Annotated in this window: 10 protein-coding genes; 7 read left to right on the top strand and 3 right to left on the bottom strand. The window is 71.8% G+C overall.

Features of this window, described 5'->3' with window-relative positions:
• Window positions 1-142: 142 nt before the first annotated feature.
• The 3 genes from NAEX_RS21985 to NAEX_RS21975 all read left to right on the top strand — a co-directional run bounded on the left by NAEX_RS21985 (window position 143) and on the right by NAEX_RS21975 (window position 3,863).
• On the top strand, window positions 143-1,309 hold the full coding sequence (locus tag NAEX_RS21985) for a hypothetical protein (RefSeq protein ID WP_096329436.1): 1,167 nt from the start codon (window positions 143-145) through the stop codon (window positions 1,307-1,309).
• 20 nt (window positions 1,310-1,329) lie between these two features.
• The gene (gene cysS / locus NAEX_RS21980; RefSeq protein ID WP_096333696.1) at window positions 1,330-2,910 is read left to right on the top strand and encodes a cysteine--tRNA ligase; all 1,581 of its coding nucleotides are present in this window, start codon (window positions 1,330-1,332) and stop codon (window positions 2,908-2,910) included.
• A 74-nt stretch (window positions 2,911-2,984) separates the two neighbouring features.
• Window positions 2,985-3,863 carry an MBL fold metallo-hydrolase gene (locus NAEX_RS21975; protein ID WP_096329435.1) on the top strand — a complete coding sequence of 293 codons (879 nt, stop codon included), beginning with the start codon at window positions 2,985-2,987 and terminating at the stop codon, window positions 3,861-3,863.
• Window positions 3,864-4,106: 243 nt separating this feature from the next.
• Here NAEX_RS21975 and moaB read toward each other — a convergent pair whose 3' ends face one another.
• Window positions 4,107-4,640 carry a molybdenum cofactor biosynthesis protein B gene (moaB, locus tag NAEX_RS21970; protein ID WP_096329434.1) on the bottom strand — a complete coding sequence of 178 codons (534 nt, stop codon included), beginning with the start codon at window positions 4,638-4,640 and terminating at the stop codon, window positions 4,107-4,109.
• A 7-nt stretch (window positions 4,641-4,647) separates the two neighbouring features.
• The gene (locus NAEX_RS21965) at window positions 4,648-5,571 is read right to left on the bottom strand and encodes a hypothetical protein (RefSeq protein ID WP_143140222.1); all 924 of its coding nucleotides are present in this window, start codon (window positions 5,569-5,571) and stop codon (window positions 4,648-4,650) included.
• 91 nt (window positions 5,572-5,662) lie between these two features.
• On the opposite strand from NAEX_RS21965, the gene NAEX_RS21960 reads away from it, so the two are divergent.
• From NAEX_RS21960 to NAEX_RS21945, 4 genes are read left to right on the top strand one after another with little or no spacing between them, the layout of a single operon-like run.
• Entirely contained in the window at window positions 5,663-6,664 is a 1,002-nt protein-coding gene (locus NAEX_RS21960) for a hypothetical protein (protein WP_143140221.1), read from the top strand.
• A gap of 22 nt (window positions 6,665-6,686) precedes the next feature.
• Window positions 6,687-7,919, top strand: a complete 1,233-nt coding sequence (locus tag NAEX_RS21955; RefSeq protein ID WP_096329431.1) for a DUF5924 family protein — start codon at window positions 6,687-6,689, stop codon at window positions 7,917-7,919.
• Window positions 7,916-9,202 carry a 3-phosphoshikimate 1-carboxyvinyltransferase gene (gene aroA / locus NAEX_RS21950; RefSeq protein ID WP_096329430.1) on the top strand — a complete coding sequence of 429 codons (1,287 nt, stop codon included), beginning with the start codon at window positions 7,916-7,918 and terminating at the stop codon, window positions 9,200-9,202. Before NAEX_RS21955 ends, aroA begins: the two co-directional genes overlap by 4 nt.
• A gap of 2 nt (window positions 9,203-9,204) precedes the next feature.
• Entirely contained in the window at window positions 9,205-10,530 is a 1,326-nt protein-coding gene (locus tag NAEX_RS21945; protein ID WP_143140220.1) for a class I SAM-dependent RNA methyltransferase, read from the top strand.
• Between the two features lie 322 nt (window positions 10,531-10,852).
• On the opposite strand, the gene NAEX_RS21940 is transcribed toward NAEX_RS21945, so the two are convergent.
• The gene (locus NAEX_RS21940; protein ID WP_096329428.1) at window positions 10,853-11,509 is read right to left on the bottom strand and encodes an HAD hydrolase-like protein; all 657 of its coding nucleotides are present in this window, start codon (window positions 11,507-11,509) and stop codon (window positions 10,853-10,855) included.
• Between the last annotated feature and the right edge of the window lie 490 nt (window positions 11,510-11,999).

The raw sequence follows: 11,999 nt of genomic DNA, 5'->3' as shown, positions 1-11,999 counted from the left end.
GCCGCACGCCACTGTGATATAGCTGCACGGGCCTCCGGCCCCAAACGGCTGCACGGGCCTCCGGCCCTGGATTTGCGAGGTTGTCGTGAGCGAAGCGACGGATCCAGCAGACGACACTCCCCCGCCCTCGGGGTCCGATTCCATGGCCGGCGCCCCGCGTCGGCGCCGCTCTCCCATCATCGACGTCGCGGTGGTCGCGCTCGGCGGCTACCTGCTCTACTGGATGTTCGGCGACGTCCGCTACTTCCTGCAGGGCAGCGAGCCCCGCGACCTCGGCGACGCCGCCGCCTTCGTCGAGAAGGGCCTCGCCGAGGACCTCGACGACAGCTACGTCGTCCTCCGGGGCACCCCCGACGTCCAGCACGCCGCACGCCTGCGCATCGAGCCCAAGGGCGGCGGCAGCGGGCGCACGATCGGCTACCTGCGCATCATCGAGGGCGGCGGCAGCCTGTTCGCCGCCATCCCGCGGACCACCGAGGCCGCGCCGCAGCAGTTCGAGGGCGTGTTCGAGGGCCGGATCCGCCGGCTCGCCGACTCGCCGAACTTCGTCGCCATCCAGCAGCACTTCGACGGCGAGCGCATCGTCGAGGAGCGCGACGCCACCCCCGCCGCCCTGCTCGACGCGCTCGGCAAGCGCCAGGGCGACGCCCTCACCGTCGTCGACACCGCCGGCGAGAGCATCACGCTCGGCACCAAGGCCACCGTCACCCTGGTGGTCGAGCAGCCCGACGTGCAAATCCAGCTCGGGCGCAGCAGCTTCGACTCGCAGGCGTCCGCGGAGGCGGCCGTGGCCGCGCTCGGCTTCCCGTACTACGCCCCGCCGGAGCAGACCAGCACCCGCTTCTACAGCTTCTACGTGCGCCTGCCCGCCGGCGAGCGTGAGTCGGCGCAGGCCAAGCTGTCGGTCGCGGCGGTCATCCCGGAAGGCGCCAAGCCGGCCGACCCGAGCGTGGGCGCGGTGATCTTGCCGTGGATCACCAGCTACCCCGTGCCTGCGAGCGACATCACTGTCGAGGACGGCAAATTCAGCTTCGTGCCGGGCGACAACGCCAAGCCGGGCTTCGACCTGCAGGACGGCAAGCTCGTCCCGCGGCCGCTGCAGGCCGGCCGGCTCGTGCTCGCCCCCGGCGACGTCAAGGCCGTGCGGCTCGAACGGCCGGTCGTCGTCGACCCGCAGGGCTATGTGATCGACGTCGGCGTCCGCCCGCGCGACCGCTGGCTCGAAGTGGCGATGTGGTGCCTGGTGCTGCTGGTGGTCGGGTGGAACGTCGCCAGCCTGGTCGCAGGGTGGCGCGCCCGGCGGGCATGAGGCACACTGCCTCGCCCGAGATGAGTACGACGCCCACGCTGCTTCTTTACGACACCATGAGCGGGAGCAAGCGCCCGCTCGAGCCGATCGAGCCGGGACACATCGGCCTCTATCTGTGTGGCCCCACCGTCTACGATCTGAGCCACGTCGGGCACGCCCGCTCCGCCATCTGTGCCGACACCGTGGTCCGCTTCCTGCGCGAGCAGGACGTCCGCGTCACCTTCGTCCGCAACGTCACCGACATCGACGACAAGATCATCAAGCGGGCTCAGGTCGAGGGCATCAGCGCCGGCGAGGTCGCCGCCAAGTACACCGCGGCCTACCACGAGGACCTCGACTCGCTCGGCTGCCTGCGGCCCGACGTCGAGCCGCGCGTCACTGGCACGATCCCCGAGATCATCGCCCTCATCGAGACCTTGATCGCCCGCGGCCTGGCCTATGAGTCAGCTGGCGACGTGTACTTCCGCGTCGCCGCGTACCCGGCCTACGGCGCGCTGAGCAAGCGCAGCCTCGACGACATGCAGGCCGGCGCGCGGGTCGAGGTCAGCGAGCTCAAGGAGAACCCGCTCGACTTCGCGCTGTGGAAGGCGGAGAAGCCCGGCGAGCCGGCGTGGCCGAGCCCGTGGGGCCCCGGGCGGCCGGGCTGGCACATCGAGTGCTCGGCGATGAGCAAGGTCCACCTCGGCGAGACCTTCGACCTCCACGCCGGCGGCCGCGATCTCATCTTCCCGCACCACGAGAACGAGATCGCCCAGTCGCAGGGCGCGTGCGGGGCCGGCACCTTCGCCCGCCACTGGATGCACAACGGCTTCGTCGACTTCGCCGGCGAGAAGATGTCGAAGAGCCTCGGCAACTTCTTCACCATCCGCGAGGTCACCGCGCTCTATCCGCCCGAGGCCGTGCGGTGGTTCTTGCTCGGGGTCCACTACCGCTCGGGCATCAACTTCGACGTCGAGGTGCCGTGCCCGGCGTGCGCGCGCGCGCTCGACACCGAGGCGCAGCAGGGCAGCGCGTGCCCGGCGTGCGGCGCCGCGCTCGACCGCGAGCGCCTGCGGGCGCACATCCGCTTCCCCGGCCTGGAAGAGGCCGACGAGCGGGTCGCCTACGTCTACGACACCCTCGCGCGCGCTCGCCGCGCTCTGGCCGAGTCCGAGGACGGGCCCGAGAACACCGTCTCCGCGGCGGTGGCCGGGATGCTGGCCGCGTTCACCGCGGCCCTGCGCGACGACCTCAACACGGCCGCGGCCGTGGCCGCTTTGAGCGAGCCCTTGCGCGAGATCAACCGCCTGCTCGAGGCCAAGAAGAAGGGCGCCGCCGCCGGTCGCACGGCCACGCTGCGCCGCTTCCTCGCCGACTTCCCGGCCGTCTCGCGGATGCTCGGGCTGTTCGCCGCCGATCCGGAGGCCTGGCTGCTCGAGCGCCGGGCTCGCAAGGCCGCGCGGCTCGGGCTCGACGTGGACGATGTCGAGCGGAAGGTCGCCCTCCGCGACGAGGCGCGGGCCAAAAAAGACTGGAAAGAGGCGGACCGCCTGCGAGCTGAGTTAAGCTCGATCGGGGTCCTCGTCCGCGACGGCGTCGACCGCTCCACCTGGACCCTCTGAGCCCGTCCCCGCGGCCCCGCGGCCCGAGGGCTTGCATCGCCGCATCCGAGCGCTTCACTACGAACGACAAGGTCGTGTCCGCCAGCAGTCAAACCATCACGCTGCGCCTGTTCGGGGCGGGGGGCGCGTTCTCCCGCCGCTACGGGACGACCTGCTCGATGGTCACGCTGCGGGACGGCAAGCGCTGGCTGCTCGACTGCGGCCGCCAGGCGCCGGACCAGCTGCACGCGGCCGGCTACGCCTGGCACGACATCCACGGCCAGATCATCACCCACTGCCACGGCGACCACGTCTTCGGCCTCGAGGACTTCGCGTTCGTCCGCTACTTCGAGACCCACGCCGAGGTCATGGCCTCGAGCCGCGGCGGGCCGCTGCCGAAGTACATCTCGCACAGCGCCGTGCGCGACGAGGTGTGGGAGACGCTGGCGCCGTCGCTGCGCTACCTGCAGGACGGCCGCGGCAACCTGCGCTGCGGCACGCTGCAGCACTTCTTCGACGTCATCGCGCCGACCGCGGTCGAGCCGCCGCGCAAGAACCCGTGGAACCACTCCGAGACCTTCGAGGTCGACGGCCTGCGCGTGGTCACCCGCGAGAACGAGCACGTGCCCGGCAAGCCGTCGTGCGCGCTCGAGCTGCACGTCGGCGACGACCCGCACAGCCCGAAGATCGCCTGGTGGTCCGGCGACGGCACCGTCGACGCCGCGTTCCTCCACAGCATCGAGCCGCGCACCAGCATCTACTTCCACGACTGCACCTTCATCGACTACCCCGGCCAGGTCCACGGCTTCTTCGACAAGCTCGAGGCGCTGCCCGAGGCGGTCCGCCGCAAGCTCGTGATCATGCACCACGAGGACAACCTCGAGCTCTACCGCGCCCGCGTCGAGGCGGCAGGCTTCCGGATCGCCCTGCCGGGCCACGTCTACGACCTGGTCGCCGGCCAGCAGCTGCTGTAGCGCCTCGTAGCTGCTCGGAGGGACATGCCCCGCGGAGCATGTTCTTTGTGACATTGCGCGAAGAACATGGCCAGAGAGACATACGCCGAGGCCGCGCCGTCTCCCTCGACGCTCACGCCCGGCGCATCCTCCCTCACGGCCCGACCGCGCGCAGGTACGGGAACGCGGGGATCGTCGGCACAGCCGCGCCCGCTGCACGTCTGTGGCATGCCCTCCGCGACATGCCCCATGGGACATCCGCGCTCAACCCGGGCGCTCGCCGCGGATCCGCGGCAGCAGCTCGACGAAATTGCAGGGCCGGTGGCGGTGGTCGAGCTGCTGCAGCAGGATCTTGTCGAAGGCGGTGCGGACCGCGCCGGTCGAGCCGGGCAGCAGGAACACGTAGGTCGTGCCGCACAGGGCCGCCTCGGCGCGGCTCTGGATCGTCGAAGTCCCGATCTCGGCGAAGCTGAGCCAGCGGAACAGCTCGCCGAAGCCGGGGATCGGCTTGGTCACCAGCGGCGCGAGCGCCTCCGGGGTGACGTCGCGCGGCGTCACCCCCGTGCCGCCGGTGGTGATGACGACCTCGACCTCGGGGTCGTCGATGAAGCCCTTCAGGGCCGCGCAGATCGCCTCGCGGTCGTCGCGGACGATGGCCCGGCGGATCACGCGGTGACCGGCCTCGGTGAGGCGGTCGACGGCCAGGCGGCCGGACGTGTCGGTCTCGATCGTGCGGGTGTCGGAGACCGTCAGCACGGCGACGTGGACGGGGATGAATTCGCGGTCCGAACTGCTCATGGCCTGTTCAATACTCCTGGATCTCCGGCGCCACCACGAACTCGAGCTCCTGGATGGCCGCCGGCTCGCCGAAGGTGTTGAGCTCGATGTGGACCTTGCCTTGCTGGCCGGTGAGCGTCTGCGGGTCGGCGATCGCGTCGGGCACGATGATGGCGATGTACATGTGCTCGAGCGTGCCCATGCCGTCGTCCAGCGGGTAGAAGCCGACCGAGTAGTTGTTGAGGCGGGCGAAGTGGCCGCCGAAGCCGACGTTGTGGCCGTCGATGTCGACCCACATGTCGACGCGCGGCATCTTCGGGTTGTCCCAGTCGTTGGGGTCTTCGGTGATGACGAAGTTCTTGCCGCGGAGGCCGAACGGCAGCATCAGCAGGCCCTGGCCGCCGCGGACCACCGGCATCGTCCCGCCGGGCTCGAGCTTCTCGTAGACCGGCGGCAGGAACGGGTCGACCGGGTCGAACACCGCCTGACCGATCTCGAACTCGACGTCCGACACGATGCCCTCGTCCTCGCAGGCCGCGACCTCGGGGAACGCCTTCGCGTAGTTGCGCAGCTGCGCGTCGCACAGCGCCAGGCAGTCGGCCGCCGCCGCCTCGTCGCCGGACCAGCAGCTCCCGTTCGCGCCGTGGGTGGCCTCGGCCTCCGCGCCGGCCTCGGCGTCGATCTCCTCGAGGCAGGCGACGTAGCGCAGGCACACCTCGGGCGCGCCGTCGCCGTCGGTCGTGCCGGTGGTGCTGCCGGTGTCGCTGTCCGAGGCCGACTCGCTCTCGTTGTAGACGCGGAGCTCGCACGCGCCCGCGAGGCAGGCGATCCCGGCGACGAGCGGCAAAATCGGCGCGAACGACCTCGTCTTCGTCGTCTTCGTCGTCTTCACAGTCGAGGCGCCCGTCGACCTGGCGCCCAGGCCTCCGCGCGCCGGAATAAGCGAGTTCATGGGCGAGATGGTGCGACAGGCGCCGGGCGGCGGCAACACACATCGCGGGCGGCGGCCGGGCGGCGCGGATTTTCGCTATCATGGCGCCGCCTTGCTCGCCGCCGATCGCCGCCCCATCGCCGCTCTGATGCGCGCCGCGCTGGCGCTCGCGGTCGGCGTCGCCGGCGGCTGTTACAGCAACGAATACCTCGACGGCCTGTGCGCCAACACGGGCGTGTGTCCCGACCCGCCGCCCGAGAGCCCGGTGGCCTTCCGGATCACCTCGCTCGAGCTCGTCGACCCGCACACCTACACCTTCGACACCGTGCTCGGGGTGTGCACCGACTCGACGGCCACGCTCAACGGCTTCATCGCCCAGGGCATCGCCGACTACGACGTCAGCAACGTGCTCGTGCTGCGGCCGCTCGACCCGAAGAGCGCGGTCACCAAGCTGCAGTTCGTGTCGGCGCTGTGCATCGCCGGCGAGCCGACCAACTGCACCGACCGCATGGTCGCCGGCACCCACACCGTCGACGTCGACGCCTTCAACCGCGACGTCGGCGCCTGCGGCGGCACCGAGCCCAACTCGCTCAACTCGGCCTACGACGCCCCGCCGCAGCCGGCCGCCCCGTGCCTCGTCAGCGAGACCATCCCCGGCACCCCGGTGCGGCTGGCGGCGCAGGCGGGCATGCTGCCGCTCGACCTCGCCCTCGTCGAGGTCGAGATCGCGGCCGCCTACGCGGTCGACGGCGAGCCGCAGAAGCTCGTCCAGGGCGCGCTGCGCGGCTTCATGCCCGCGGCCACGGCGATGCTGCCGGCCGGGCAGGCCAACGGCATCAGCTTCGTCCCGTGGAACGTGCTCGCGGGCGGCGCCGGCTGTCAAGTCGACGCCATGAACACCTTCAGCGACATCGACAACCACGGCCTCTACGGCCAGGGCGTGTGGATGTACTTCAACTTCACGGCCGAGCGCGTGCAGTGGGCCACGGACCGGCCCGAGCCCGTGCCTGAGACCGGCGGGTCCGGCGAGACCGACGGCACCGGCACCACCACGACCTCGACCAGCGCCACCGGCGACCCGACCGCGACGACGACGGTTGGCACCGGCTCGTGAATCGCGCATCCTCACCCCTCGGATGGCCGAGACGCCGCAGGAACCGAAGTTCGAGCCGACCGACGCGAACGTCGTCCCGGTCGCGACCGAGCCGGCCACGCCGACCGCGTCGCTGAGCCCCGAGCTGCAGGTGGCCGCGGCCGAGCTGGCGCAGGTCGGCGACGACATGGGCGAGCCGTCGAATGTCCCGAGGGACATGTCGCCCGGCGACCTCGCCACCGTCAAGCGCTTCGCCAGGCTCCGCGCCTTCTTCGCCAAGCACGGCCACCTGCTGTGGTGGCTGCACTCGGCCTACGCCATGACCTTCGGCGCGTTCGTCATGATGTACGCCGCCGAGGGCTACGAGCGCGCGCGCTGGATGGTCGTGCTGCTGTGCGCCGGCTGGCTGGTGATCGTCCTGTTCTTCCGCCACTTCGGCCAGGGCCGCGGGCAGAAAGACAAGGTCACCGACACCAAGTCGAAGCTGCGCTTCTACGTGATGACCACGGCGCTGAAGAACCTCTACCAGAGCATGCTGTTCTTCCTGGTGCCCTTCTACTGGAAGGCCGCCACGCTCGACGCCGACAACCGCTTCTTCCTCTACCTGCTCGGCCTCCTGGCGCTGCTGTCGACCGTCGACGTCGTGTTCGACCAGGTCCTGATGCGCTACAAGGCCCCGGCCTCGATCGTCTACCTGTTCATCCTGTTCGCCTGCCTCAACCTGGTGCTGCCGGCGATCTTCCCCGACACGCGCACGCTCGTCACCCTGCTCGCCGCGGCCGCGCTGGCGACGGTGGTGTTCTTCACCATGCACGTGCCGTTCAAGAACCTGCTCAAGCCGGCGTGGTTCTTCGCCCTGATGGCCGCGGTCGGCGCGGCCGTGTTCGTCGCCTACGCCGGCCGGCGCGGCATCCCGCCGGTGCCGATGTACGTCTCGGTCGGCGCCGTCGGGCCGACGCTCTTGCCCGACGGGCGCCTCAGCATGCACGTCAGCGCGCTGCACGAGTCGCTGATCACGGAGATGCACGCGCTCACCGACGTCGTCACCCCCGGCGGCCGCGGCGACAACCTGCTGCACGTGTGGCGCCACCGCGGGCTCGAGGTCCAGCGCGGCGCCAGCGAGCCGGCCGCCGACCCGCCGCCCGGCAGCGTCCGCCTGCGCTCGACCCTGCGTTCGTTCCACATCCCGTCCGACCGCACCGGCCCGTGGAGCATCGACGTCGTCACCGAGGACGACCAGTTGGTCGGGCGCGTCGAATTCGAGGTCATACAATGACGAGCGAAGTCCGCGTCCGCCCCCCGCCCGGCCCGATCGTGGCCGCCCTCACCCCGCCCGGCTCGAAGAGCCTGACCAACCGCGCGCTTGTCCTTGCGGCCATGTCCGAAGGGACATCCGTCTTGCGCGGCTGCCTCGACTCCGAGGACACCCAGGTCATGCGCGCCGCGCTCGGCCGCTGCGGCGTCGTCTGCGAGGCCAGCGAGGACGCCGGCGAGGTGCGGGTGGTCGGCGTCGGCGGCCCGCTGCCGCGGGTCGACGAGCCCGAGCGGCCGATCGACGTCGCCACCGCCGGGACCGCCGCGCGCTTCCTCGCCGCCGTGTTCGCCGCCTCGCCGATCGCCTGCGTCGTCGACGGCAGCGCGCGCATGCGCGAGCGCCCCATGGAGGGCCTCCTGCAGGCCCTGCGGGCCCAGGGCGCCGACATCCGCTGCCTCGGCAGCGACGACATGTTGCCGTGCGAGATCCGCGGCGCTCGCCTGCGCGGCGGCGAGGTCCGCCTCGCCCGCCCGCCGAGCTCGCAGTTCATCTCCGCCCTGCTGCTGGCCGCCCCGCTGGCCGAGGCCCCGCTGCGCGTCGTGCTCGAGCAGGGCACCCCCGCCCGGCCCTACGTCGACATGACCCTCGCCTGCCTGCGCGACTTCGGGGCCGACGCGCGGTGGCTCGAGCAAGATGTCCTCGAGGTCAGCCCGACCACCCTGCGCGGCCGCGACTACCAGGTCGAGCCCGACGCCTCGGCCGCGACCTACTTGCTGTCGCTGGCGGCGATCTACGGCGGCGAGGTGCGGGTGCCGGGCCTCGGCCGCACCAGCCAGCAGGGCGACGCCCGCTTCTGCGACGTGCTCGGGCGCATGGGCGCGAACGTCCTGCAGGGGCCGGAGATCACCCTGGTCCGCGGGACCGGTGCGCTGCACGGCGTCGACCTCGACCTGTCGGACATGCCCGACACCACGCTGACCGCCGCGGTGCTGGCGCTGCACGCCGCGGGGCCGACGCGGATCCGCGGGGTCGACGTGCTCCGCCACCACGAGAGCGACCGGATCGCCGCGGCCGCCACCGAGCTGCGCAAGCTCGGCGCCGAGGTCGTCGAGCACGACGACGGCCTCGACATCACCCCGCCGGCGCAGATCATCCAGGGCGCGGCGATCGACACCTACCGCGACCACCGCGTCGCCATGGCCTTCAGCCTGGCCGGCCACGTCACGATCCGCGACCCCGGCTGCGTCGGCAAGACTTTCCCAAAGTACTTCGAGGTCCTCGCCGGCCTCGGCATGGTCGAGTGAGCGTGCGCGCGGGCGACGTCCTGATCGTCGACCTCGAGCTGCTCACGCCCGAGGGCGACGGGCTGGCCGAGAGTACCGGTACTTTCGTACATGTCCCCGGGGGCTACCCCGGAGAGCGCGCCGAGGTCCGGGTCGAGCACGCCTCGCGCCAGGCCCCGCGGGCCCACGCGCGGCTCGTCTCGCTGCTGCAGGCCCACCCGGCCCGCCGCGCGCCGCCGTGCCCGCACAGCGACGCCGGCGCGGCCCCCCGGGCGGGCGCGTGCTCGGGCTGCCCGCTGCAGGCGCTGGACGTCGCCGCCCAGCGCGAGCTCAAGCGCGCCGCGCTGGTCCGCCGCCACGGCCTCGACCCCGGCCCATTGGTCCCGAGCCCCGACGAGTGGGGCTACCGCTGGTCGAGCAAGCGCGTCGTCACCGGTACTTCGGGACATGTCCTCGTGGGCAGCTACCACCGCGGCTCCCACGAGCCGGCGGCCATGGACGACTGCCGCGTCGACCACCCTGCCATCGCCGCTGCCGCGCGCGAGCTGCAGGCGGCCGCCTCGGCCCTGGCGATCGCGCCCTACGACGAGGCGACCGGCGCCGGCGACCTCCGCTACGCCTGGTTCAAGACCGACGGCCGCGACGTCCTGCTGACATTGATCACCGCCGCGCGCCCGAGCCGGGCCGCCGAGCTGTTGCCGGACGCGCTGAAGCTCCCGGCGGGCATCGCCTGGAGCGTGCAGGCCGGCCGCGGCAACGCCGTGCGCGGCGACCCGCCCGTGCCGCTGCGCGGGAAACCTGTCCTTTCGGTCAGCCTCGCCGGCGTCCCCGTCGAGGTCGGCCCGCTCGGGTTCCTGCAGCCCAACCCGCGCGTCGCCGAGCTCGCCTACCGCGACCTCGTCGCCGACGAGGCCGGCGCCCCGCACCGCGGCGCGCTCGCCTTCGACCTCTACGCCGGCGCCGGGGTGACCACGGCTTTGCTGCGCCGCGAGTTCGCCGAGGTCGTCCCGTGCGAGTCCTACCCCGAGAGCGCCGCGGCCCTCGGCGTCCCGCCCGAGCCGGCCGAGGTGTTCCTCGCCCGCCAGCAAGCGGCAGGGCGCAGCCCCGAGCTCGTGGTCGCCAACCCGCCGCGCGGCGGCATGGGCCCCGCCGTGTCCGCCGCGCTGGTCCGGCTGGCCGCGCCGCGGCTGCAGATCATGAGCTGCAGCGCCGACGCTCTGGTCCGCGATCTCGCCGTGCTGCAGGCAGGAGGCTACGTCCTCCGCCACCTCCGCGCCTACGACACCCTGCCCCAGACCCCGCACCTCGAGCTGGTCGCCTGGCTGTCTCATAGGACAGGCGAAGGCTGAGCGGCCGCCCTCGTCTGCGTCGCGCTTTTCCCCGCGATCGCCCTTCCTCGGCTCCGGCTCTCGCGGGCTCACCGACTGGCCCAGGCCGCGAAGGAGGTCGACTCGACGCGAGGCACCGCGACCATCGGTTGACCCCGCGACGGACCATTTCTCGGGCCGGAGCGCCGGAGCGATCTCCCCGACCTCCCTCACTCGACGCTCCGTATTGCTGAGCCCGCTCGCGCTGCGAAACCCGGTCGCGCCCCCGACAAAACGTGCTCTTCCGGACATGCCCTTACAGGCATGTGCCATCATTCCATATTATTGGAATACGAACGGGTGATCAGAACTGATCTTCGATCTCGCGCAGCAGCCCGGGCAGCGCGCAGAGGTCGGCGGCCAGCCAGCGAGCGCCGGCCGCGCGGAGCTCGTCCTCGCTGCCCATGCCGTGCAGCACGCCGATCGTCGGGATCCCGTGGGCCGCGGCGCCGACCACGTCGTGGCGGCGGTCACCGACCATCACCAGCCCCTCGGCGCGGCCGGCGAACGTCTGCAAGGCGCGAGCGATCACGGCCGCCTTCGGCTCGGCGTCGAGCTCGAGCGAGCGGCCGCAGATCGCCCGGAACAGGTGGGCGACGCCGAGGCCGGCGAGGATCGGCCGCGCGAACACCTCGGGCTTGCTGGTCGCCACGGCGAGGTCGGTGCGGGCCGCCAGCTCGGTCATTACATCGACCAGGCCGGCGGCGGGCCGCGTCTCGTCGACGGCGGTCGCCGCGTAGCGCTCGCGATAGGCGGCGATGAAGCGCGCGAGCAGCTGCGGGTCGTCGCCGATCACCGACTGCGCGCTCTCCTCGAGCGGCGGCCCGATCAGCGGCCGGAGCGACGCCAGCGGCAGCGGCGGACGACCGAGCGTCTGCAGCGCGTGGTTGAAGCAAGCGCCGATCGAGGCCAGCGAGTCGACCAGCACACCGTCGAGGTCGAAGAGGACGCCGCGGAGCACGAGGGCTGTCTAGCACTCGCAGCGGCTTGAAGTCGCGCTCCAGAAGAGATCCAGACCTCTGGGACAGATCGCGTGCGGATGCACACAGCTGCGTCGCAGCGCGACGCGGCGCCCGACGCACGCAGCACGACGCGTGTCATCTTCGCGACCGCGACGCTCGCGACGATCGCTGCGCCTTCGGACCTCGTGATGCGGCGCGGCGAGTCAGCACACGACTTGTCCCAAAGGACAGGTCATTCACCGCCGGCCGAGCGCCGAAGGAACTCGGCGAACTTCGCCGTAGAACACCGTTGAAGCCCGAAATTCCGCGATCCGTGCGAGCGCACACGCGTGCGCGTCCACACGGGTCTGCGTCGATCCGCGACGTCGTCGACGGTCGCGTGGCGATCGCCACGCAGCTCCCCCGGCCCACCGCACGCGCCTTCCAAGCCGTGCGAGAGCACACTTGGAAGTGCGGCACACGAAGCGACGAGCCCATGTAATTTTTTGT

Source organism: Nannocystis exedens (genome assembly GCF_002343915.1).
In the GTDB taxonomy this organism is placed as follows: domain Bacteria; phylum Myxococcota_A; class Polyangia; order Nannocystales; family Nannocystaceae; genus Nannocystis; species Nannocystis exedens.
This window is presented reverse-complemented; position numbering and strand designations above follow the sequence as displayed.

What these genes read in the sequence shown, in the direction of transcription:
- cysS (WP_096333696.1), top strand. Translation starts at nt 1,330, where the DNA reads ATGAGTACGACGCCCACGCTGCTTCTTTACGACACCATGAGCGGGAGC.
- NAEX_RS21955 (WP_096329431.1), top strand. Translation starts at nt 6,687, where the DNA reads ATGGCCGAGACGCCGCAGGAACCGAAGTTCGAGCCGACCGACGCGAAC.
- NAEX_RS21985 (WP_096329436.1), top strand. Translation starts at nt 143, where the DNA reads ATGGCCGGCGCCCCGCGTCGGCGCCGCTCTCCCATCATCGACGTCGCG.
- aroA (WP_096329430.1), top strand. Translation starts at nt 7,916, where the DNA reads ATGACGAGCGAAGTCCGCGTCCGCCCCCCGCCCGGCCCGATCGTGGCC.
- NAEX_RS21965 (WP_143140222.1), bottom strand. Translation starts at nt 5,571, where the DNA reads ATGAACTCGCTTATTCCGGCGCGCGGAGGCCTGGGCGCCAGGTCGACG.
- moaB (WP_096329434.1), bottom strand. Translation starts at nt 4,640, where the DNA reads ATGAGCAGTTCGGACCGCGAATTCATCCCCGTCCACGTCGCCGTGCTG.